Raw genomic sequence first — 23690 nt, 5'->3', positions numbered from 1 at the left:
GGAAGACGGGAAAACCTATGCAAGCAACCGCGCCCAATCCACCGCTGTGGCGGTGCCCAGCGCAAAGCCTGTGTCGGTCAGGGCAAGGTTGGGGTTGCGAACGGTGTCGCGGTCGAAGCGCGCCTGCCACTTGTCGCGCAAGGCGTCGGCCGCCTCCGGCGCATCGGGGAACGTACCGGCGTGCAGCATCTGGGCCTGGGGTGTCCAGACCGTGAGATAGCCTGCGTCGGCAGCTTTCAGACACAGGTCGACGTCGGCAAAGGCCTCGGCGAAATGTTCTTCGTCCAGGCCGCCCACGGCTTCGAACAGGTCCTTGCGAATCATCAGGCAAGCACCAGACACCGCCGAGTAGTTCTGCTCCGCCTGATGGCCATTGAGATAGCCCTTGGCGTCCTTGCGTTCGCCGACGAACACCGAAGCCACCCTCCCATCGGGCTTGAGCACCAGCCCAGCCTGGCTAGTGATACCACGATTGTCCATTTGCTTGCTGCCGACAATCCCCACCTCGGGCCGCTGGGCCTGATTGAGCAGACTGTCGAGCCAGTTGGCGTTGATCACTTGCACCTGGGCCGACAGCAAGACCAGGTAATCCCCTTTGGCCTGGGCACTCGCCCAGTTGTTCAGGGCAGAAGCGCTGAGGCGTCGGCCGCTGTGCAGGATGCGAACTCGGTCGCCCTTGCCTTCCAGGCTGGCCAACCATTGGGTCAGTTCTTCGGATTGGCTGTGGTTGTCAGCGATCAAGATTTCATGACGGTGATAACGCGTGCGTTGCAGCACACTGACCAGCGCCTGTTGGATTTGCTCAAGGTTGTCCTGGCTTTCGAGAATGATCGATACCAAGGGCCGTTCAGCATGCTGATAATCGATCTGGTACGTCAGGGGCTGTGCCGAGGTGACTTGGGCGCGATACCCTCGGGCAGCCAAGTGACGCGTCAGCACCTGACGCTCCTGAGGATTTTCTTCACCTGCCGGAGCATTGCAGATCAGCAACGGCTCGGCCAGGTGCGCCAGGCCGGCCAGCCCTGCGTCTTCAATCAGGCGCAACAGCAGATCCTGCTCCAGCGCCTGGGTGTATTCGGGCGTGAATCCGCGAGCCTGGGCCAGCACCTCGCGATTAATCAGCCAATGCCGCGCCATCAACGACGGCACCGATTGCAGCAGATCGAGGTTGACGCCCGGGCGGAACACGTCGGTGAGGCTGCCATCAGCCTTGCGCTGAATTTCATCCATGGCCACCGCGCGCACGCCGTCAGCACCAATCAGCTCGAGGCTGGCGCGCAACAGGCCGCTCTGTGTGAACTGGTCACCGGCCTCGGCCAGCACCATCCAGTCAGCAGTCGACTGCCCGATGATCTGATTGATGCGCTCGACATAATTGGTGGTGCTGACTTTGACGAAGTGCACGGTGTCGCGCACGGAGGTGGTCGCTGGCAAGTCTCCCGTGGTGAAGACCACCACGTTGAACGCTTTGCAATGACCGTTGACCAGGCTGTCAAAGGTGGCCTGCAGCTTGAACATGTCAGCGTCCAAGTCTAGCAACAGGATGCCAAATCGCGGGCCGCCCTGATGCTCGGCCAGATGAGCCGCAATGGATATAAGCTGTTGTGCGTTGGGGTTGCGTGCTTCAAGCCAGCTCAACAGACGGCCGGAGTGCATGTTTTCCAGCAACCGGCGATCCTGCTGGCCCGGCACCGAATCCAGCCTCTCGGTCCAGGCCTGCAATTTCACCGCTTCGTCTGGTTCGTCGCTGTTTTTCAACGACTCGGCCAGGCGCTTGACCACAGTACGGTTGAATGCGTAAAGGCCCTGGGCCTCCCATAACCGGCTGCGTATCGTGCGCTCGTTGTCGTTGGGTTGCAGGCGCATCAGTTCATGCTGGCGCAGCAGGATGCCTTCCAACTGTTGAAGCTGAAGGCGACCGGCCGGCATCGCATGCAGCAGGAATTCAAATTGAGTCAGCAGCTCGAAGACCCGTTGATTGTAGAACGGCATTTCGACAAATTGCTGTGGGCCAAACGAACGGACCGGCTCGCCCCCCGCCTCCAGCCAGGTCGAACGGATGATCTGCGTGCCCTTGAGTGAGCGTCCCTGCAACAGGCAGTCGGCCATGGCCGCGAAGCTGTCCAGGGCAATCTGCTTGACGCGACCCGGCGTCTGCTCTCGCAGCGGTGTCGGAAGGGACGCCAGGAACTCGGCGAATTGCTCTCGCTCGGCGACGCTTTTTGCATCTTTGTAACTGAGCACGGTCAACACGTTGGTGTTGTGCTCTGAGCCGCCGTAGTTGAGTTCGCGAACGGCGAATGGAATCGGCAGGATCCGCGCCTTGGCGCAAGCCAACAGATAAAAGGTATGGCCGATTTCCTGCCACTCGAAACTGGTGCCCGCCGGCAACAGGGCGTACCACTGTTGCAGCAGATCGGTGCGGGTCACGGCATAGAACGGCGGCAGGAATTGATCCATGAAGCGGATAACCCGGTCCTCGGCCAGTTCGCTGTCGTAGTCCTCGTGCACCTTGCGGTCACGGCGGAAGTAGCAGACTTCTGTCGCGCAGGACAAATACATGATGCCGTAGCCGTGGCAAAGGCCATAGTCGTGGTTGGCTTCGAGAAACTCCACCGACTCGGTCAAGGCATCGTGCAGCAGGAAGTCATCGTCGGCGGCGAACACCATGTAGGGCGTCTTGACCTGATTGACGCCATACACCAGCTTGTCCTGCAGTCCCTTGTAAGTGAACTGGGGCAGGTGGCGGTAATCGACCGATGGAAAATCCCGGGCAATCTGTTCATCCCGTTGCACCGATGAATCCAGCACCAGGACCGAACACGGATAGCTGCTGTAGTAATGCAATGTACGGCGCAGGAATGCGCTGCGGTTGTGGGAGATGACCACCACGGTGAACCGCTCGCTCAGCGGTGCCACGTTGTTTTGAAGCGTATTTCGAACCTGCATATTTCCTAGTCCCCACAACCTGTCAGACGCCAATGACTTGAAACGGATGAATTAACGAACCCGGCGCAGATAGCCATCCGGTGCGACGGTGATCAGCAGCTTGTTCTGCAACTGCCGGTCGATTTCGAAGTCACCATTTTCTTCAAGGTATTTCCATACTGCGGTTTTCGGGTTGTCGCCCGGGCCCCATGGACGGTCCGGGAAAAAGTCCGCCGGCATGTCTTCCACCACGGTGTCCATCACTACGCAATAACTGCCCACCGAAACCAACGGCGCATACAGGCGCAGCTCTTCAAGCACATGGTCATGGGTGTGGTTGGAATCGAGTACCAGGATGATTTTCTTGCCTTTGGCCGCCGCATGGACCTGCTCGGCAATGGCCGGATCGATGCTCGAACCTTCGATCATCGAAATGCGCTTGCTCATCGGGTGGCTTTCAATGGCTTCGCGGTTATGGGGGCGGATATCTAGGTCGATGCCCAGCACTTCGCCATGGCCTTGCAGCTCCAACAACGAGGCGTAATAAATGATCGAGCCACCGTGAGCGATGCCACATTCGATGATCAGGTCAGGCTTGATCTGCCAGATCAACTCCTGCATCGCCATCATGTCCTGTGGCAATTGGATGATCGGCCGACCCATCCATGAAAAATGGTAGCTGTACTTGTGGCGGGCCGATTCGTTGAAAAACTCCTTGGCCAAGCCGACCAGTTTCTGGTCTTGGCCTTGACCGGCGATTTCGGTCTGGCATTGGGCTTCGAAAGCTTTATGGATAGTGTTGTCGGTCATTTTCGAATCTCGCGATTATTGGAACGAAGCACTGTCAACGGCGTGGTAGACGTAGCGCCCACCGGTCATCCGCTTGATCTCTTCGAGGTAATTGGAATTCATTACAAATACATGCGCCCCTTCAGGCAGAGCATCCATCGCCTCCTCGGGCGAGGAAACCCGCATCCCACTCAACGGCAGATATCGCCCCTGCTTGGCCGGGTTGATATCCACCACGCAGTCCACTGCAACACCGGCTCGTTGCAGGAACAACGAATAGATCACACCCTTGGAGGATGCCCCCCAGATCGCCGAACCCTGCTGCGGCGAAGCTTGGATGATCTGCACCGCCCGCCCGAGACTGGCGGTGAATTCGTCGGGCAATTGCAAGGCTGGAACAGGCTGCTCCGGCTTCAGGCGCAACGTGGCCAGATCGGCAACGATGTACAGGTACTGACCACCGAACAGGTGTCCAGCCTCATGTACCGTACCGAACATCCGTCGTAGGTCATCGAGGCGGAAATAATTGACGTGCTCGTAGAACAGGTCGAACCAGGCACGATGCTCCAGGATCCAGTCCAGGCACGGCACTTCGATGTAAATCTGCCCGCCTCGGTTGGCCGCCGCGATTTCAGCAAGGAAAGCCACCGGGCCTTGGATATGCTCCAGCACGTGACGCAGCACCACCGCGTCAGCCGATAGGCCCAGATCGCGAGTGAACGGCGCCTTGATCACGTCGGCGTTGCCGCCTTCATAAGCAGGGTCGATGCCGGTGATGGCATAGCCCCGCTCTTTGAGCAGCTCCAGGAAATAGCCTTTGCCACAACCGACTTCGATCAGTTCCTGGCCGCTGAAATGCCGGGCGATGATGCCTTCCACGTCAGCGAGATGCTGCTGGAACTGACCGGAATGAGCCTGTTCATTCTGGTAGTCGCTGTCATAGCTGAGTTTGTCCGCATCGAATGCCCGATTGAAAACCAACCCGCTCACTTCGTCCTGGACCAGGACCATATCGGCACTCGCCGAGGCTCTGGCCGACTGCTCATCGGCGAAGGTACGGTTCTGCAGAACCGGAAGACTGGTGGCCCGGTACAGCTCACGCATCATGTTCGGCTCCCAACAAGGTGTGCAAACGTTCGGCCACGCCCCAGAACGCCATGGGTTCGTGAGTCGGATAGGGATAATGGCCCAGGTTCAGGCGAATGGCCGCGCCACGCTCACGCAGCCGCGCTTCTACAAGCGCGCGAACCGACACCGGTTCGCCACTTGAGCAATTGACGACACCATTGAATTCGCGCCGCGACAGCAGACCCGCCAGATAAGCAGTGGCTGTTTCGATTGCCAGGTAATCGCGCAGTTGCTCGCCCCCGGACATATCGAATACCGAGGCTTGGGCATCGATGGCCCGGTCCAGCGCCGCGAGCAGGCTGTTAGGGTTCTGGCCGGCGCCGTGCAGGTAGAACAAACGTGCCCACTGCAGGGTAAACGGGTGCTCGCGTTGCAAGTGTTCAAGAAACAGGCGCAAGGTATTTTTTGCCAACCCATAAGGGTTGGCCGGTTGCGGCGCAGTCTGTTCGTCGAGTGGCCCGCTTTGCAGGCCGTATTCGAAACAGGTGCCAGTCACCAGCACCTGCCCGACCCCCGCCAGAACGGCCTGTTTGATGAACTGATAGTCGGCCATCAAGTTGTGTTCGAAATGAAACAGTGCCTGGTAATTCGGCAGTCCCGGCCACGCCAGATGCGCCAAGGCATCGACCCCCTCGGTCAACGCAACGACGTCCAATTCTTCCGCGTGGACATCGGCCGCGACGAATTCAACTTGGTCGAACCAGGGCAATGCCCTGGCCGGCTCAAACCGGCGCGCGACTGCTCGAACCTGGCAACCGCGAGCGAGCAAGGCCGCAACCAGATGACGGCCGACAAACCCGGTGGCTCCGGTCACTAAAACCTTCATAGCACCGTCAACTCAGGCACCGCGATGACGAATTGCCCGCCCCATTGGCGAACCTCAGCCAACTGCTGGCCAACTTCGCTCAGCAAGTTCCAAGGAAGGACGAGGACGTAATCGGGTTTCTCTGCCGCGATACGCTCGGGCGACACGATGGGAATCCGGCTGCCCGGCAAATACTTGCCCTGTTTGTGCGGGTTGGCGTCCGCCACCCAGGCCAACAGGTCAGGCTTGACCCCAGCGTAGTTGAGCAACGTGTTGCCCTTGGCCGCCGCGCCATAACCGACCACACGCTTGCCATCGGCCTTGGCCTGCAACAGAAAGCGCAGCAAGCCATGCTTGATGGCCTCGGCAGCCGGCGCCAAGGTGGCGTAGTACGCGGTGGTTTTCACGCCCGCATCCAGTTCAGCCTGCAATTGCTGCTGTACCGTGACCTGTACCGGACGACGAATACCATCGGCACGTTGGACAAACACCCGCAACGAACCGCCGTGGGTCGACAGTTGGCTGACGTCGAACACCTCCAGGCCATTGCGCTCACACAGGGTCTGCACCGCCGTGAGCGACAGATAGGAAAAGTGTTCATGATAGAGCGTATCGAACTGCTGCCCGGCCATCAGCGTCAGTAGCTGTGGAAACTCGAACGTGGCCACCCCCGTTGATTTCAGCAGCGTGGCGAAACCGGCGAGGAAATCATTGATGTCCGGCACATGGGCCAGCACATTATTGGCCGCCATCAGATCGGCAGCCCGGCCTTCACTCTTCAATTGCAAAGCCGTTTCGCGGCCAAAGAACAGTTCGCGAATCTCCAGGCCTTTGGCGCGAGCCGCCTCGGCGGTGCTGCGGGTCGGCTCGACCCCCAGGCACGGGATGCCGCGCCTGGCTACGTACTGCAACAGGTAACCGTCGTTAGCGGCGATTTCCACCACACGGCTGTCGGCGTTCAGATCGAAGCGCTCGACCATCTCGGCCACATAGCGTTCAGCATGGGCCAGCCAAGTGCTGGAGAACGAACTGAAATAGGCATACTCGGCGTCGAACAGCGTGTCGGCGCGGGTGTAATCCTCAGTCTGAACCAACCAACACTGCTGGCACACGGCGACCTTGAGCGGCACCCACTGCTCGGCCTGATCCAATTGGTCGGCTCGCACATAGGCATTGGACGGCGGCGAAGTGCCGAGGTCAATCAATGGCAAGGCCAGGGCAGTCCCGCAACCTCGGCAGTTCATAGACGCACTCCAGCGAAACGCTCGTCGAGCAACGGATGGTTGCTATCCCGGCTCGACAGATTATTGACAGGCAGTGGCCAGGCAATCGCCAGCCGCGGATCATTCACCGACAGACCGCCCTCGTGCTCTGGGGCGTAATCGGCGCTATGCAAGTAAAGCAGTTCGGCATCGTCGGTGAGGGTCTGGAAGCCATGGGCGAACCCGGCCGGGATCAACAGGCTGCGACCATCGCCAGCTTTCAGGTGCTCGGCATGCCAATGCAGGAAGGTTTCGGAATCGGGTCGTAGATCCACGGCCACGTCCCAGACCTCACCGCGCAGGCAGGTGATCAGCTTGGCTTCCGGTTGCGCCGCATTCTGGTAATGCAGGCCGCGCACGCTGCCCCGCTCCCGGGTGCAGGAATGGTTGATCTGACGGATATGAAACGGCTGGCCGAACGCGTTCAGGCTGCCTTCGCAGAACAACCGGGCGAAATGTCCGCGCTGGTCTTCGAAGCGCTTGTGCTGGACGCTGAACAAGCTGGCTAGCGGCAATGCCTTCAATGCGAACTCGCTCACAACGTGCCTCGGTACAGATTCAATTGACCCAGCGTGACCTGGCGCATGTCGTCGCCGTTCTGCCACGCCAAATGCCAATCAAGGGTTTGGGCAAGACACTGCTGCAACGACCAGCGCGGCTGCCAACCCAGCAATTGCCGGGCGCGGCTGCTGTCCAGGCGCAGCAGGCCAGCCTCATGTAAGTCGCTCGGTTCGATGCGCAGGCCGGGCGCTTGCGGCCAGCGCTCGGCCAATAGCTGGACGACTTCGCCAACGCTGCACATGTCCGCTTCGCCAGGGCCGAAGTTCCAGGCACCGGCAAATTCCGGCCCCTGCTCATAGAGGCCAGCAGCCAACTGTAGATAACCGGCCAACGGCTCCAAGGCGTGTTGCCACGGGCGCACGGCTTGTGGATAACGCAGCGTCACCGGCTCGTCCGCCGACCAGGCCTTGAGCACGTCCGGAATCAGGCGCTCAGGGGCGAAATCACCGCCGCCCAGCACGTTTCCGGCTCGGGCCGTGGCCAGGGCCAGGCCATGTTCGGCGTAACGATCGGCGGAGAAAAACGAAGCGGCATAAGACTGCGCCAGCAATTCGCAGCAGGCCTTGCTGCTGCTGTAGGGATCGTGACCGCCCAAGGGTTCATTTTCGCGATAGGGCCACAACCATTCCTGGTTGGCGTAGACCTTGTCGGTGGTCACCAATACACAGGCGCGCACGCCACCGATCTGACGGATCGCTTCGAGCAGGTTAAGGGTGCCCATGACATTGCTGGAATAGGTACCCAACGGATCGCGATACCCCTCACGCACCAGCGGTTGGGCCGCCAGGTGCAGGACAATCTGCGGTTGCACGTCAGCGAGCACTTCGAGCAAGGCGCCTAGGTCGCGCAAGTCAGCGCGCCTATCATCGATGCCCTCGCTCACCCGGGCCAACTCGAACAGGCTCGGCTTGGTGGCCGGGTCCAGGGAAAAGCCGCTGACCTGGGCGCCAAGGCTTTGCAGCCACAGCGTCAGCCAGCTGCCCTTGAAGCCGGTATGGCCGGTGACCAGCACCCGCTTACCGCGCCAGAACTCCGGGTTCAGTCCCATTGCTTCCATGGGGCCTCCCCGCTTTGCCACAGGGCTTCGAGGTGGTTTTTATCCCGCAGGGTGTCCATTGGATGCCAGAAACCGTCGTGCTGAAACGCCTGGAGCTGCTGCTCGGTCGCCAATGCCGCCAGCGGCTCGGCTTCCCAGGAAGTCTGATCATCAGCGATGTAAGGCAAGACCTTCGGCGAGAGTACAAAGAAGCCACCGTTGATCCAGCCACCATCCCCCCGTGGTTTCTCGGTGAAACCCAGGACGCTATCGCCATCGCGCTCAAGCGCGCCGTAGCGTCCGGGAGGCTGGACTGCAGTGACCGTGGCCAGCTTGCCGTGTGACAGATGAAAATCCACCAGCGCGCCGATATTGAGGTCCGAAACACCGTCACCATAGGTGAAGCAGAACGCTTCTTCATTTTCCAGATAACGCGCCGCTCGACGCAGACGACCGCCGGTCATGGTGTCTTCGCCAGTGTCGATCAGGGTCACGCGCCACGGCTCGCTGTAGTTCTGATGAACGTCCATGCGGTTGTTGCACATGTCGAAGGTGACGTCGGAGGTGTGCAGGAAGTAGTTGGCGAAGAAATCCTTGATGGCATAGCCCTTGTAGCCAAGGCAAATGACGAAGTCGTGGATTCCATGGGCGGAATACTGCTTCATGATGTGCCAAAGAATTGGCTTGCCACCGATCTCGATCATCGGCTTGGGCTTGAGGTGCGACTCCTCGCTGATGCGTGTGCCGAGACCACCTGCCAAGATAACTGCCTTCATCGTCTCCCCTCTTGTTCGTCACCGGGCTCGGCCAAGCGTTGTTTCGCTTTGCGGGCGCGGGGATTACACCTTCAATGCCAATGCCGATCAGGGCGCTCCGATACGGCCGAAGCGCTCGTTTTATGGCGATATAAGGGGGACCTGCAGGAAACGCGCCAGCTCGCATCAGGGAGGTGCATGGAAGGAGACGTCGGAAAAACGCCGAACACCGCTTTTTGTGGCGCAGGGATTATCCTCTCCTCACAAATCAGTCTGGCAACCATCCCCACAACCAATGCTGCAAGTTATCGCCACTGAGCATGAAATCCCGAAGCACCGCCTCACGCAGTTCATCCCCCATCCGATAGCTGGCATCAGGATCGGCCAAGTGCATGCGGATCGCTGCGATCCATTCCTCGGTGCTGTTGCTGCGTACCTTGGTACACGGCAGGAAACCGTCGTAGGCCTTGGTGTCGGTGCAGATCACCGGGTAGCCGCAGGCGCCGTACTCCAGCAGGCGCAGGTTGCTCTTGCAGTCGTTGAAGATGTGGAACTCCAGGGGAGCCAGCGCCAGGTCGAGGTTCAGGCTGGCCAGTTTGAATGGATAGTGGGTCAAAGCGACTGAACCATGGAACTCATGGATATAGGGCCGCAATGCTTCCGGGCACATGCCGAAGAACACCCACTCCACTTCATTTGCCAGCTCGCGAACCACCTCCGCAATGATCTCCAGATCACCACTGTGGCTGGTCCCTCCGCCCCAACCCACCCGAGGCTTGGAGGACGTACTGCGCCGGCTGGTCAGCTTCGCCCAAGGCTCGGGCGGCAACATGTTGGGCACGATGCGGATTTCATTGTGCATACTGGACAAGGCATCAGCGAGCGAAGGTGTCGTCACCACCACGCGATCACACAACCCGATTCCTTCACGCAGCATCTGCTCGATATTGGCCGGTTTGTTGCGTGCATGAGTGTTTTTCTTGGGCGCCTTAACGACATAATCGTCGAGTTCGAAGATCCGCAAGGCACCGGAGTATTTCTTCATTCTAAGAATATCGCCGGCGGCCCCTTCGCTGTAGCGCCCCTGCAATACGATCGTGTCCGGCGACAGACGCTCGATCTCAACAGTAGGAGGCGACTCGTAGGCAACCCGGGCGATTACCCGTCCGGCGGCCTCCAATTCGGCCAACGGGGCCGTGACACGATAATGCCCGACCGCGGTGGCGTTGACCGGCAAGCCAAGTATCAATGGCAGGGCGCGGGTGCAGAACGGGTTCCAGTTGTTGCGCAGCGACGGTTCCAGACTGAAGCTGGAAGCCCCCAGGCTCAGTGCAGGATTGTAGGCCGGATCCCGGGCGATCTGCGGCAGCCATTTGCGATAAAAGACTTCGTGCTCGCGCTCCACCAACGGGGTTTCTTCAGACTGGGCAGCGGTCGATTGGGGGTCGACTTTCATGACCGTGGCGTAAGGCGTCCAGACTACCAGATAGCCGCTTTTGCCTGCGCGCAGGCACAGATCGACATCGCTGAGGCCGAAGGTAAAGGACGTATCGTCCAGGCAGCCGAGCTCATCGAAAACCTGCTTGCGCACCATCAGACAGTCGCTGCTGACTGAACTCCAGTTCTGGGTCGTATGCAAACGCTGCATGTAGCCGCGCGAAGCCGCGGACTCACCGTAGAACGGCGTGCCCACCGGCCCAGCCAACCCGAGAATCTGCCCGCCGCCAACAATCGTGCCTTGAAGACTGAGTATTCTCGCACCGACCACCGCAACCTCAGGACGCTGGGCATGATTGATCATCTCGTCCAGCCAGTCATTTTCGCAAGCAATCAGGTGCGGACTAAGCAATAGCAGGTATTCGCCCCGGGCCTGAGCAGCGGCGAAATTACGCACCGCTGCATCATTGTCCTCGCCGACATGACGCAGCACCCGCAACATGCTCGCACCCAGCTGCGACATGTTCTCCAGCCAGTCGAGCATGGCCGGATCCCGGACGCCGCTGTCCACGATAAGGATTTCATAGTGAGCGTAGGCCGTGCGCTCGATCAGGCTCTCGGCGCAACGCTGCAAGGTTGCAAGCGAATCGCCGGTCCGCACGATAATCGATACCAGTGGGCGGTCGCCGTGTCGGTAGTTGATGCGGTTGATCAACGGCAACGTGTCCGGGGAAATCTCATGATTGATACCGATACGGCCCAGATGCGCGCCAACCAAGCGGGCATTGCCATCGATGACCTCGGGCAGCGACAACCATTGGGCGAAGCTCAGGACCGACTCGACCTGGATCTCTGCGATATGCTCGACGGTCTGAGGGCCGGCCTCTTCCACCAGCCGCCAGAGCAGATCGTGGGGCGCCAGCTCACCGTGATCCGATTCGAAGCCGCCGAGAGCCATGAATCGTTCACGCTCGAAAGCCAGGGTCCGGCCGACATAAGGGTAAGCGCGCATCAGGTCCAGGTTGAAATCCGGCTTGAATACCGGCTCGAAGGACTCGCCGTCAACAAACGCCCCTTCATCACTGTAGACGCAAAGGATGCCCTGCCTCCCGGCAACTCGCTCGGCCAGGATCAGCAATGCCGAATCGCGCAGGACGTCGCCCGCTCGCAGCAGGTAGAACCAATGCGCGCCTTCCAGCTGGGGAACGATGGCATTGAACTGACTCGGCCAATCGGCCTGATAAGGCAGTTGCAGCACTCGCTCGTCCACTTCGCAATGAGCATCGGAAAGCACCACCACGGCCTGGGCTGGATACAACTGGTCCTTGATGCTACGTAACGTCGCCGCTAGCGACGTTGCATCGCCGATCGCGTCGATGATCAAAGGCACGATGTTCGGTCGAAACGGCCAACTATCAACGCGCGCGGGCATGACGCGTTTTTCCACCTCACTGAACCGGCGGACGGTCAGCCATTCGCGATAGAAGTCCGCATAACTCTCACTTTGCGCCCCCACTCGACCATTCACGACGGTATTGCGGTTGCCCAATACGCGGGTTACGCAGAGCTCTTGCCAGGCATGAGACTCATCGGTGATTTTGTCCAGATCAATGCAGCGCACCCACCCCGAGGCAGGAGCCGCTTCACCGCTGCGCGCAACAAGCATCTGCGCCAGCCACTCCCACTCTATCTTGGCAGCCTTGAGCATTTCCGGTGTCTTGCTCAAACGCTCCGGGTAGAGGCGCTCGATACTTAACACGGTATTCAAGGCAATCAGATTACCGCGCCGCATCAGGCAGACAAACAAAGCAAAATCGAGCACCGCAACAAAACCGGCACCGTCCTGTATCAAGGCAGGCAGCAATTCCAGCACATCGGCGCGGCGCATCAGCGTTGAACTGAAATTGCCAACAAAGTTGGTCAGTGTGCTCTCGAAAATCGCCAGCATGTCGTCGCCTTTGAGCAAAGCGTCGTTGGGCGAAAAACGGCAATTGTCCACGCGCGGCGGCAAGATAAAATTACCCGCATCACACAACAACCGAAGCGCAAATACCACACTGACATCAGCATGATCCATCAACGCCTGGGCCTGCATCGCAATGCTCGGCGCAAACAGCCGGTCGTCGTCACACAGCACCTTGATGAACTCACCCTGCGCCTCTTCGACACAGCGCAACAGGTTGCCCTGAAGCCCCAGTCGTCGAGGGTTTCGCAGATAGCGGACCGGATGCGCCGGCTGGGTGAAAGACTCGACGATATGGCGAATTTCATCGCCAGGCGAATCATCGCAGACAACGATTTCAATTTGTTCGTAGGTCTGGGCCAGGGCGCTGAGCAGTGCCTGGTCGAAAAACCGTGGGTTGTACGCGGGGATGACAATGCTGACGAGGGGAAGTGACTTCACGGCAAAAACTCTCGAGCGGCGGGCCCCGACCTTTTCAGGTCGGAGCCCCGGAACCGCTTAAAAAAAGACGGTTGGCGGCTCGGTGAATACCGGCTCAGATCTTGTTGAACAGGCCCAATTGGGCAATTTTGCTGAAGGCCAGTTGCGAGGCCTGCAACATGGTCTGCTGCAAGGTCAGTCGGGTCATCACTTCGGCCGCATCGGAATCACGGATCGACGATTGAGTCTGGGTGTTGGCCTGGATCAGGCTCTGGTTGGTGTCGCTCTGATTTTCCAAGGCCTGTCCGCGCCCGCCCACCGAACTCAAGGCGCTGGACAATTGATCTGTGCCGCTCGCCAGGTTAGCGATACCGGAGGCCAGCGACGCCTGCAACTTCTGCACAGCAATCGGATCATTGTTGGTCGGCGTGCTCAGCGCGGTTTTCAGCTGGTTCACGGTATCCAGGATGTTCTGGGTCTCATGGGTGTTGACCGCGATACTGAACTGATCGTCGGCAGCCGGCGTACCGTCCAGGGTGAAGCTCACCCCCGAAGCGGTAGCCACGTTGCCGGCCAGGGTGCCGCTGGACACCGGCTGGCTGTCAGCGGTCAACGGCGCAGCGTAAAGGTCGAAATCAGTGGCGCTGGTGAACTTCAACACAGCCGAACCGGTAGGGAAGCTAGCGTGATACGCCACCGGATCAGTGATCGTGCTGTCGGTAATCTGGACCGTGGTCGGGTTGCCCGGGCTGCGGGTCGGGACAAAAGTGTCCGGCTTGGCGGCCAGGGTGAAAGTATGGCCAGGCAATACGGTGCCGGCGTTATCACCGGTCTGCAGATTGATGTTCAGAGTCAATTCCAGTCCCCGGAACTGCACCGCCTGGCCGCTTTTGCTGTTGGGGTCGAAAGCACCACCCCGGCTGGCTTCTGCGGTGACATCATTGCCGCCGGAGTCGGTGATTTTTAGTTGGGTGCCGCTGGTGAACTCAACAGTGTACGGCTCCCCACTGCGGAACTTGCTGTTATAGCTGACGCTGGACGATACCTGACCATCGGACAAGACCACCCGGCCGTCATTCACTGCCGGGGCGGTCATGGTGACCTGGCTGCGGCTGGTATTGACGGCCTGCTGGAAGACTTCCCATCCCGTGCTGTTGGTGGCCATCGACATGGTGTCGCCAACCGGCAGGTCGAGGGTCACCTGGTCACCGTTGTAGCTGTAGCTGCCATCGTTGTTGCGGGTGAACGGCATGGTATCGCCCTTGGAGCCTGCGAAAATGTACTTGCCGTTTTCGTCCTTGCTGTTCATCAGACTCAGCAACTGCTCTTCGATCTGTGCCAGCTCCGAGGCGTTGGCTTGGCGGTCGGCGTCGGTGTAGCCGGCGTTGCCGGCACCGACGGCCAATTCCTTGGCGCGCTGCAGCACATTACCGATGCTGGTCATTACGGCTTCAGTCGTGCCCAGGGTCGCCTTGATGGTGTTGGCGTTGGTTTCGTACTGGGCAAGCATCGACGCCTGAGTGCCCAACTGCAGCAGACGCGAAGCCCCAACCGGATCATCGGCGGCAGTATTGATGCGTACCAAGCTACTGGCTTCTTCGCTGGTCTTAACCACCTTGGCAAAGTTTTTCTGGTAGTTCGCAGCCGTGCTCTCGTAAAACTGGGAGGTGGAAATGCGCATGGGCTACGGCTCCTTAAAGACTGTTGATCAATGTGCTGAAGATTTCCTGCGCAGCCTTGATGATCTGCGAAGACGCGGTGTAGTACTGCTGAAACTTGACCAGGTTGCCGGTTTCTTCATCCAGGTCCACGCCCGACAACGAGTCGCGGGCGGTCTTGGCGTTGTCCAGGATTGCACCAGTGGCGGCGCTGTCGAGCTTGCCCTGGGCGGCCTTGGAGCCGACACCCTCCACCAGCTTGCCGTAGGCGTCGTTCAGGGAAATCCCTTTGCTGGCGGAACCGGTGTCCACGGTCTTGGCAGTCTGCAAGCCGGCCAGAACCGTACCGTTACGGTTGTCCAGGGTGCCGGGCTGACTGAGGCTGACATCAATACCGGCACCTTCGGATGGCGAACCAGCGATGGACATGTCAAACGTGACAGTGCGTTGCACCGGTGGAACAGACGAATCCATGATCGGCGTGCCGCTGGCGTCCTTGAGCGGGACACTCAAGCTCAGGGTATTGCTCTGGCCAGGCTTGATCGTGCCGCTGCTGATGAGGCCGCCTTTAGCATCCAGCAATCGGTAAGCCTGGCTGGTGCCGTCGGTGGACGTCGCACCAAACACCACCTTGACCGGCATGGAGCTCTTGATGCCGTTCTGGATGATGGTGGTGGTGGCTTCGTCGTAGATGTCCAGCTTGGTGGTCATCGTCGGCTGGCCACTGGCCGGAATGGTCAGCGTACCGCTGCCGCCCGGTGTGATGGCTGCGCCCAACGGCGCGGCAATCGCCAGCCGCTTGGAATCGGTCATTTCGGTCTTGATGCTGGTCGCCGCGTTACGGGTCGGGGTGATCTTGAACGAATCACCGGCCACCGCCGGGCCGCTGCCGAAGGTCAGCGAGAAGCCATCGACCACCGGTGGCGGTGTGGTCGCAGTGTTGAACGCGCCCATCGACGTGCCGTCGGGCAGGCGCTGGACGGTATAGTCCGTGCCCGTGGTGAAGGTGATTTTGTAGTCGTTGGTGGTCAGCTTGCCGGTGTCCTCGATGGCCACGTTGAAGTTGCCGGAGCCTGCGCTGTTGGTCAACGCGGCGACGCTGCGCTGGCTCATCTGAGCGGCGCTGTTGATGCTGCTGAACAGGTTGGAACCGAAAGCGCCGTTCTTGTCGATGCCCGAGGCCTGAATGGCGTTCATCTGGTCGGCGACCACCAGGGCCACGCGCCCCAGCTCGTTCATAGCCGGGTCGAGCACGGTACTGCGGTAGCGCATCAGGCCGCCAATCTCGCCACCGGTGAGCACCGAAGTCAGGTCCATCGAACTGGAACCGCTGTTGAGCTGGATGCCCACGCGTCCCGGATCGTTCTTGTCCGGCACGGCTTGCAGGGTATTGACGGTGCTGCCCATCACCAGCGGCTGGCCGGAGCCCAGATAGATGTCCAGGCTGCTGCCGTTTTCCACAACCTGAGTACCCGTGAAGGTCGACAGTTGGAGAATGGTCTCGTTGCGGGCATCGAGCAGGTCGTTAGGAGCACCACCGGAGTTGGAGACCTCGGCGATCTTCTTGTTCAGTTGAGCAACGGTGGCAGCCAGGTTGTTGATCTGTTCAACCATGTTCGTCAGGTTGCCGTTGATATTCTCGTTCTGTGCCGTCAGTTGGCTGGCGATCGAGTTGAAACGGTTGCTCAAGGCCTGGGCGTCGCTGAGCAGCAACTGACGGGAAGCATCGTCACCAGGCTTGGCATTGACGTTTTGCACCGAGGCAAAAAACTTGGTCAGCGCGCCGTTCATGCCGGTGCCGCTGTCCGACAACAGGGAATCGAGCGGGGTGATTTGTCCCTGATAGGCCGCCGCGTCACTGTTGAGCGAGGTGGTGGTTTTCAGCTGAGCTTCAAGATAGGAGTTATACACCCGGCGCACGTCGGCCAGGGTTGTGCCGGAGCCGATGAACACGTTGCCGTATTGGTTGGAGGCCTTGGTGGTCTGCACGGTCTGCTGACGCGAATAACCGGCCGTGTCGACGTTGGCAATGTTGTTACCCGTGGTCACCAACGCGGTCTGGCTTGCTGACAGACCCGACATCCCTATATTGAGCAAACTCATGGTTCAGACCTTATAAAGTCGTGGTGGCGCCTGCCGAAGCGTAGTTTTGGTAACTCGTCATCTGCCGGGCTATGTTCGAAATCTTGTTGGCGTAGTTCGGGTCGGTGGCGTAACCGGCCTTTTGCAACTCGCGTACAAACTGTTCGGGGTTATCGGCCGACTTCAGCACATCTTGATAGCGACTGTTGCTTTGCAACAGGTTGACCAGATCATGGAAACTGTCGCGATACGAGGCGTAGGAACGGAACTCGGCCGTCTCCTTGACCATCTCGCCGTTGCGGAACTCGCTGGTGATCGCCCGCGCCGAATCACCTTTCCAGCTCTGGCTGGCCTTGATACCGAACAGGTTGTGACTGCTGGAGCCATCAGGCTGGCGCATGACCGACTTGCCCCAACCGGTTTCCAGGGCAGCCTGGGCCACCAGGTAACGTGGGTCGACACCGATGCGATCCGCGGCTTCCTTGGCCATCGGCAACATGGCGTCGACGAATTCGTCGGCATCGCGGAAGGCCTTGCGGGCCGGCGCCAGTGGCGGTTGTGCCACGGAGCGACCGTAAACCTGCATCCCCCCATTCGGCTCGGAAGCCTTGAGCGCCGCCAGCCAGTCGCCATTGGCCAGTTCGCCAGTAGCCGGCTTGGCGGCGGCAACGACGCGATCCGTCAAGACGTTCTGCGCTGGCACATCGGCATTGACCGAGGCCGAAGGCACCAGCCCGGCGAGCAGGCGGTCCGCCAGTTTCGGCGGCAAGGCCAGGCGACGCTGGTTGATCAATTCCATGTCGTTGCGATGAGTACTCTCGCCCGCCCCTTGCGGTGCGTTCACGGCCCGGGAAGCCCACAGCGGGCGCTGGCCGTTGGAGCGTGAGAGAGGCCCGTCAGGCAGCGTGCCGGCCGCTATTGGCGTAGGCACCGGCGCCTTGGCAACCTTGTCCAGCGCCTCTTGCTGCTTGGCAGCCGACAAGGTGGCCGCCTCGCCTGGCGCCAGCGGTTTATTCTTGGACATCTGGCGTAACAGCACATCGGCCAGGCCGATACCGCCGCCCTCACGAGACATCGATACGGCCAACTGCTGGTCGTACATTTCCTGGTATTGCTTGGCTTCAGGCGTATTAAGCGGATTGTCCTTGCCCATTGCTTCGGTGGCCGAACGCATGGACTTGAGCATTTCGCCGAGGAACAGCGACTCGAATTCCTGCGCCACTTTGCGCAGGTTGCTGTCGCTGTTCTTGTCGCCAACCTTGAGCTGGTTCAGGCGGTTCAGGTCCGAGTAGGACCCCGAATCCCCGCTGATCAAAGCGCCCTTGCGCATATCCACGGCTAGTTCCTCAAATCACGATCAGGTCGGCTTGCAACGCGCCGGCCTGTTTCAAGGCTTCGAGAATCGCCATCAAGTCGCCCGGCGCCGCGCCGACCTGGTTCACTGCCCGGACGATTTCATCCAGGGTAGTGCCCGGGCCGAACTTGAACATCGGCTTGGCTTCTTGCTCGGCATTGACCCGCGAACGGGGGACCACGGCGGTCTGGCCGTTGGACAAAGGTCCTGGCTGGCTGACAATCGGATCTTCGGTGATGGTCACGGTCAGGCTGCCGTGGGTCACGGCGGCCGGGGAAACCTTGACGTTCTGTCCGATCACGATGGTACCGGTACGCGAGTTGATGATGACTTTCGCCACGGCCTGGCCTGGATCGACTTCAAGGTTTTCCAGGATCGACAGATAGTCGACCCGCTGGCTTGGATCAAGCGGCGCGGTGACGCGAATCGAGCCGCCATCGAGCGCCTGGGCCACGCCTGGGCCGAGCAGGTCGTTGATCTTGTCGACGATGCGCTTGGCGGTGGTGAAGTCGGAACGGTTGAGGTTCAGCGTCAGGCTGTTGCCCTGGTTGAAACCACTCGGCACCGCACGTTCCACCGACGCACCGCCAGGGATGCGACCGGCCGACGGAACGTTGACGGTGATCTTCGAGCCGTCGCGCCCCTCGGCATCGAAACCGCCCACCACCAGGTTGCCCTGGGCGATGGCGTAGACGTTGCCGTCGATCCCCTTGAGCGGCGTCATCAGCAGTGTGCCGCCACGCAGGCTCTTGGAGTTACCGATGGAGGAAACGGTGATATCCACCTGCTGCCCGGGCTTGGCAAACGCCGGTAGATCGGCGCTGATCGACACCGCCGCGACGTTTTTCAACTGCACGTTGCCGGAACCTGCCGGCACCTTGATGCCGAACTGCGACAGCATGTTGTTGAAGGTCTGCAGGGTGAACGGGGTCTGGGTGGTCTGGTCACCGGTGCCATTGAGGCCCACGACCAGGCCGTAGCCGATCAACTGGTTGGTACGCACGCCGGAAATGCTGGCGATGTCCTTCAAACGCTCGGCTTGAGCGGTAAAGGCCAGCGACATCACCAACGCCCCCATCAACAGCTGCTTAAGATTCAACTGGGCCACCTAGAAAGGGAACTTCGGGCTGAGGAAGAAACGGTCGAACCAACCTGGCTGGCTCGCATCGGCAAACGCACCGGTGCCCGAGTAGGTGATACGTGCATCGGCCACCCGGGTCGACGAAACCGTGTTATCGGTGGCGATGTCATCGGCGCGAACCATGCCGGCGATGCGCACCAGTTCGTCACCGGTGTTGAGGGTCAGCCACTTCTCGCCCCGCACGACGATGATGCCGTTGGGCAACACATCGGCGACGGTCACGGTGATCGAACCGGTCAGGCTGTTGCTCTGGCCGGACTTGCTGTCACCCTTGCTGGCCCGGTCGGAACCGTAACCGGCGTTGAGGCTCAGGTCACCGCTGCCGATCGGGTTATTGGTAGTCAGGCTGGAACCGAACAACGACGTCAGGCCGACGCTGGTCTCGCTGGTCTTGTCGATCTGCGAGTTGGCGTTCTTGCTGGCCTGGGTCCGCTCGTTCAGGGTAATGGTGATGATGTCACCGACCCGGAAGGCCTTGCGGTCGCTGTACAGGTTCTGCTCGAAACCGGCCTGGTAGATCGAGCCATTGTTGGCGGCAGCCGGCAACGGCGTGCGCGGCAACACCGGAGCGTAGTACGGGTCATTGGGCTTGGGCGTTGGCCCGACACAGCCCGCGAGTGCGGTGATGCCACTCAGTGCCAGAACAGATACGAAGCGATTCATGACCCTACCTCTCGGTGTTGCAGGCGACCTCAGGCCGCCTCTATAGACGTGATTACAGATTCTGCGTAACGAACGAGAGCATCTGGTCGGCGGTGGAAATCACCTTGGAGTTCATCTCGTAGGCGCGCTGGGTGGTGATCATGTTGACCATCTCCTCCACGGTGCTCACGTTGGACGTTTCCAGGGTGTTCTGCAGCGTGGTGCCAAACCCGTTCAGGCCCGGCGTGCCGACTTGCGGCGCGCCACTGGCGGCGGTTTCCAGGAACAGGTTGTTGCCTGTCGCTTGCAGGCCGGCCGGGTTGATGAAGTCGGCGGTCTGCAGGTTGCCGATCACCTGGGAGGCAGGGTTGCCCGCCACCGTGATGGACACGGTGCCGTCGCGGCCCACGGTGAACGTCTGAGCATCGTTCGGGATGATGATGGCCGGCTCCAGGGCGAAACCGCTGGCATTGACGATCTGGCCGTTGGAATCGAGGTGGAACGTACCGTCACGGGTGTAGGACGTGGTGCCGTCCGGCTGCAGGATCTGGAAGAAACCGCGACCGTCGATAGCCATGTCCAGCGGCTGCTCGGTGGTTTGCAGGCTACCGGCGGTGAAGTTTTTCTGAGTGCCGACAATGCGCACACCAGTACCCACTTGCAGGCCCGACGGCAGTTCGCTGTCCTGGGTCGACTGGGCGCCTGGTTGGCGCTTGACCTGATACAGCAGGTCCTGGAACTCGGCGCGATCACGTTTGAAACCCGTGGTCGAGACGTTCGCCAAGTTGTTGGAAATGGTCGTCAGGTTGGTGTCCTGGGCGGACAGACCTGTTTTGGCAACCCATAGAGCCGGAAGCATTCGATTCTCCTCGTACGCCTGTTTTTCGGCGCAGCGCTGTAATTAATGATTAGATCTGCAAGACCCGGGCCATGGCCTCGTCGCCTTCTTTGGCGGTGTTCATCATCTTGACGTGAAGCTCGAATTGCTTGGCCAGGGCCAGCACCGAAGTCATCTCATCAACGGCATTGACGTTGCTCGCTTCCTGGAACCCGGACACCAGCTGCACGGTGCCATCGATAGGCGCCGGCTGGCCGTCCTTGGTCCGGATCGAGCCGTCCAGGCCCTTGGTCATGGTCTTGAGGTCCGGGTTGACCAGCTTGATGCGGTCGACTTCAGCCATCACGCGCGGACCTTCGCCCATGGCGCGGATGCTGATGGTGCCGTCCTGGCCGATTTCGATTTTCTGCTCCGGCGGCACCGCGATCGGCCCACCGTTGCCCATCACCGGCATGCCGTTGCCGGCACGCAGCACACCCAGGGCGTCGACGTTGAGGCTGCCGGTGCGCACGTAGCTTTCACCGCCATCGGGATTCTGCACGGCCATCCAGCCCTGCCCGCTGACCGCAACATCGAGGTCACGACCGGTCTCCACCAGTGCTCCCGGGGTGAAGTCAGTGGCGGGCCGCTCGGACATGGCAAACGCCCGCGCCGGAAAGCTGTCGCCGAACACCGGCATCGAGCGCGCCTGCTCCAGGTCTTTCTGAAAACCGTTGGTGGAGATGTTCGCCAGGTTGTTGGCATGGGCCCGCTGCGCCAGCGCGTTCTGGCTGGCGCCGGTCATTGCCACATAAAGGTACTTGTCCACTGTCGTTCCTCTGCATGCCGGACGTTTGCCGTCCACTGCTGTACTGCTGAGGCATAAGCAATTTGCAGACCAACTTTTTTCTGGCGCCCAGCACCCCGGCAAACAAAGGGCTGGAGGGTTCTGGAAGGGGTTTTTGAAATGTCTCGAAGACGAAAAACCGGCGGTGTTGTGCCGCTTACGGCAACGCTTGACCTTGGCAACGGCCACTGTCGTCATCGCGAGCAGGCTCGCTCCCACATTGGATCTCCAGTGCTCCCATGATTGTGAGCAATCGATAACCTTGTGGGAGCGAGCCTGCTCGCGATGAGGCCAGCAAAAACACAATAGTTAAATAGCTATGACTCGGTTTTACCGACCTCATACTCACGCAACTTATTGGCAATAGTCGTATGAGAAACCCCCAACCGCTTACCCAGCTGCCGGCTGCTGGGATGCTCGGAGTACAGGCGCTCCAGCACCGCTTTCTCGAAACGCCCGACAATGTCGTCCAACCCTCCCTCGAGGGAAAAATCGCCAAAGGGCTGACGCACGCCGTAGTCCGGCAGGCGAATGTGCTCGGCCTTCACCGTCCCGCCATCGCACAGGGAAACGGCCTGGAACAGCACGTTTTCCAGCTGCCGGACGTTACCCGGCCAATGGTAGTGACTGAGGCGGTCCATCGCCGCGGGGGCCAACTTGGGCAGCGGACAACCAATCTGGCGACTGGCCTGGTCGAGGAAATGCTCCACCAGCGGCGCCAGGCCATCGAGGCATTCGCGCAGGGGCGGGATGTGCAAGGAAAGGACGTTCAAGCGATGGTACAAATCCTGACGGAATTCTCCCCGGGCACAGAGTTCGGACAAATCCACCTGGGTAGCGCAGATCACCCGGACATCCAGGTAGACCTCTTCATCACTGCCGACGCGGCGGAAACACCCGTCCTGCAGGAAGCGCAGCAATTTGACTTGCAAGCGCGGGCTCATCTCCCCGACCCCGTCGAGAAACAGCGTACCGCCGGCGGTCAGTTCCAACAGGCCGAGCTTGCCTTCCGCCCGGGCCCCCTCGAAGGCGCCGGGGCCGTAGCCGAACAGCTCGGTCTCGGCCATGGACTCCGGCAGCCCGGCACAATTGAGCGCCATTAAGGGCGATTGCCCGCGCGGGCTTGCCAGGTGACAGGCACGGGCCAGCAATTCCTTGCCGGTGCCGGTCTCGCCCTCTATCAATAGCGGAGCATCCAGCGGCGCCATCCGACGGGCCTCACGGACCACCGCCGCCATCACTTTCGAACTCTGGAAAATACTGTCGAAGCCGCGCAGCTCCTGCTTACGCACGTTGTAGATGCGCTCGCCCACCCGGTCGGCGCGGTGCAATGTCAGCACCGCACCGGCCATGGCCTCGCTGTCGTCGTGCTCCGATTGCAGTGGCGCGATGTCGGCCAGGAACACATCACCCTTGACCTTGACCCGCAGCCCGTTGATCCGCGACTGGTTGGCGCGCACCAGTTCCGGCAAATCGAAATCCTCGGCATACCGGGACAGCGGAATCCCCGGCACCTCGTCCACCCGCACGCCGAGTAGCTGCGCCGCCGCCCGGTTGGCGGCGACGATGGAGCCGCCCATGTCGATGGACAGCACCGGAAACTCCAAGGCACCGAGCAACGCGTTGAGCTCCATGTGCCGACGCTCGCTGGGCATTAGCCCTACGCGCTTGACGCCAAATACCCCGGCGATGCCCTCGAATTTCGGACGCAGGGCTTGGAACTGAATGTTGATCAGGTTCGGGCAGTGCAGATAAATCGCATTGCCATGCTCGCCGCCGACCTCCCCTCGGGCGACGTTGATCCCGTACTCCACCAACAGGTTGAGAATGTCCCGCAGGATGCCGATGCGATTCTGGCAATGGACTTTGATGCGCATAAAAAGGCCCGGGTGTGGATGAGATAGAAGGCGCCATTCAAGCCCAACAACCCATCCTGTGGCGAGGGAGCTTGCTCCCGCTGGGTCGCGAAGCGGCCCTGTTTTTTGGGACTGCTGCGCAGTCCAGCGGGAGCAAGCTCCCTCGCCACGGGTTTTGTGTCGAACTTTTTGTTTAGGCACCCAAATAG

Annotated in this window: 17 protein-coding genes; all 17 read right to left on the bottom strand. The window is 60.3% G+C overall.

Annotated features, from left to right (window positions below):
• Positions 1 to 15: 15 nt before the first annotated feature.
• The 17 genes from QNH97_RS07590 to QNH97_RS07510 all read right to left on the bottom strand — a co-directional run bounded on the left by QNH97_RS07590 (position 16) and on the right by QNH97_RS07510 (position 23502).
• Positions 16 to 2949, bottom strand: a complete 2934-nt coding sequence (locus tag QNH97_RS07590; RefSeq protein WP_283556288.1) for a TIGR00180 family glycosyltransferase — start codon at positions 2947 to 2949, stop codon at positions 16 to 18.
• 51 nt (positions 2950 to 3000) lie between these two features.
• Positions 3001 to 3738: a cephalosporin hydroxylase family protein gene (locus QNH97_RS07585; RefSeq protein WP_283556287.1), complete on the bottom strand. Its 738-nt coding sequence runs from the start codon at positions 3736 to 3738 to the stop codon at positions 3001 to 3003.
• Between the two features lie 15 nt (positions 3739 to 3753).
• On the bottom strand, positions 3754 to 4824 hold the full coding sequence (locus QNH97_RS07580) for a class I SAM-dependent methyltransferase (RefSeq protein WP_283556286.1): 1071 nt from the start codon (positions 4822 to 4824) through the stop codon (positions 3754 to 3756).
• On the bottom strand, positions 4814 to 5671 hold the full coding sequence (locus QNH97_RS07575; protein WP_283556285.1) for an NAD-dependent epimerase/dehydratase family protein: 858 nt from the start codon (positions 5669 to 5671) through the stop codon (positions 4814 to 4816). Before QNH97_RS07575 ends, QNH97_RS07580 begins: the two co-directional genes overlap by 11 nt.
• Positions 5668 to 6894 carry a class I SAM-dependent methyltransferase gene (locus QNH97_RS07570; protein WP_283556284.1) on the bottom strand — a complete coding sequence of 409 codons (1227 nt, stop codon included), beginning with the start codon at positions 6892 to 6894 and terminating at the stop codon, positions 5668 to 5670. Before QNH97_RS07570 ends, QNH97_RS07575 begins: the two co-directional genes overlap by 4 nt.
• Complete coding sequence (gene rfbC / locus QNH97_RS07565; RefSeq protein ID WP_283556283.1) at positions 6891 to 7451, bottom strand: dTDP-4-dehydrorhamnose 3,5-epimerase; 561 nt, start codon at positions 7449 to 7451, stop codon at positions 6891 to 6893. Before rfbC ends, QNH97_RS07570 begins: the two co-directional genes overlap by 4 nt.
• Entirely contained in the window at positions 7448 to 8530 is a 1083-nt protein-coding gene (gene rfbG, locus QNH97_RS07560; protein ID WP_283556282.1) for a CDP-glucose 4,6-dehydratase, read from the bottom strand. The genes rfbC and rfbG overlap by 4 nt, the downstream gene beginning before the upstream one ends.
• A complete protein-coding gene (rfbF, locus tag QNH97_RS07555) occupies positions 8512 to 9285 on the bottom strand; it encodes a glucose-1-phosphate cytidylyltransferase (protein ID WP_283556281.1) in 774 nt (257 codons plus the stop codon). The genes rfbG and rfbF overlap by 19 nt, the downstream gene beginning before the upstream one ends.
• A 247-nt stretch (positions 9286 to 9532) precedes the next feature.
• Entirely contained in the window at positions 9533 to 13105 is a 3573-nt protein-coding gene (locus QNH97_RS07550; RefSeq protein ID WP_283556280.1) for a glycosyltransferase, read from the bottom strand.
• Between the two features lie 94 nt (positions 13106 to 13199).
• The gene (locus tag QNH97_RS07545; RefSeq protein WP_283556279.1) at positions 13200 to 14765 is read right to left on the bottom strand and encodes a flagellar hook-associated protein 3; all 1566 of its coding nucleotides are present in this window, start codon (positions 14763 to 14765) and stop codon (positions 13200 to 13202) included.
• 13 nt (positions 14766 to 14778) lie between these two features.
• Complete coding sequence (flgK, locus tag QNH97_RS07540; protein WP_283556278.1) at positions 14779 to 16845, bottom strand: flagellar hook-associated protein FlgK; 2067 nt, start codon at positions 16843 to 16845, stop codon at positions 14779 to 14781.
• Positions 16846 to 16855: 10 nt separating this feature from the next.
• Entirely contained in the window at positions 16856 to 18160 is a 1305-nt protein-coding gene (gene flgJ / locus QNH97_RS07535; protein ID WP_283556277.1) for a flagellar assembly peptidoglycan hydrolase FlgJ, read from the bottom strand.
• Between the two features lie 10 nt (positions 18161 to 18170).
• Positions 18171 to 19256: a flagellar basal body P-ring protein FlgI gene (locus tag QNH97_RS07530; protein ID WP_283557438.1), complete on the bottom strand. Its 1086-nt coding sequence runs from the start codon at positions 19254 to 19256 to the stop codon at positions 18171 to 18173.
• A 30-nt stretch (positions 19257 to 19286) separates the two neighbouring features.
• Positions 19287 to 19982, bottom strand: coding sequence for a flagellar basal body L-ring protein FlgH (gene flgH, locus QNH97_RS07525; protein ID WP_283556276.1), 696 nt, complete (start codon positions 19980 to 19982; stop codon positions 19287 to 19289).
• A 52-nt stretch (positions 19983 to 20034) separates the two neighbouring features.
• Positions 20035 to 20820 carry a flagellar basal-body rod protein FlgG gene (gene flgG / locus QNH97_RS07520; protein WP_283556275.1) on the bottom strand — a complete coding sequence of 262 codons (786 nt, stop codon included), beginning with the start codon at positions 20818 to 20820 and terminating at the stop codon, positions 20035 to 20037.
• Between the two features lie 49 nt (positions 20821 to 20869).
• A complete protein-coding gene (locus QNH97_RS07515; RefSeq protein ID WP_283556274.1) occupies positions 20870 to 21607 on the bottom strand; it encodes a flagellar basal body rod protein FlgF in 738 nt (245 codons plus the stop codon).
• A 335-nt stretch (positions 21608 to 21942) separates the two neighbouring features.
• Positions 21943 to 23502, bottom strand: coding sequence for a sigma-54-dependent transcriptional regulator (locus QNH97_RS07510; RefSeq protein ID WP_283556273.1), 1560 nt, complete (start codon positions 23500 to 23502; stop codon positions 21943 to 21945).
• Positions 23503 to 23690: the final 188 nt, after the last annotated feature.

Origin of the sequence: Pseudomonas sp. G2-4, assembly GCF_030064125.1 — a bacterium.
GTDB lineage: Bacteria > Pseudomonadota > Gammaproteobacteria > Pseudomonadales > Pseudomonadaceae > Aquipseudomonas.
Note: the sequence above shows the minus strand (reverse complement) of the source record. Positions and strands in the feature narration are given on the sequence as shown.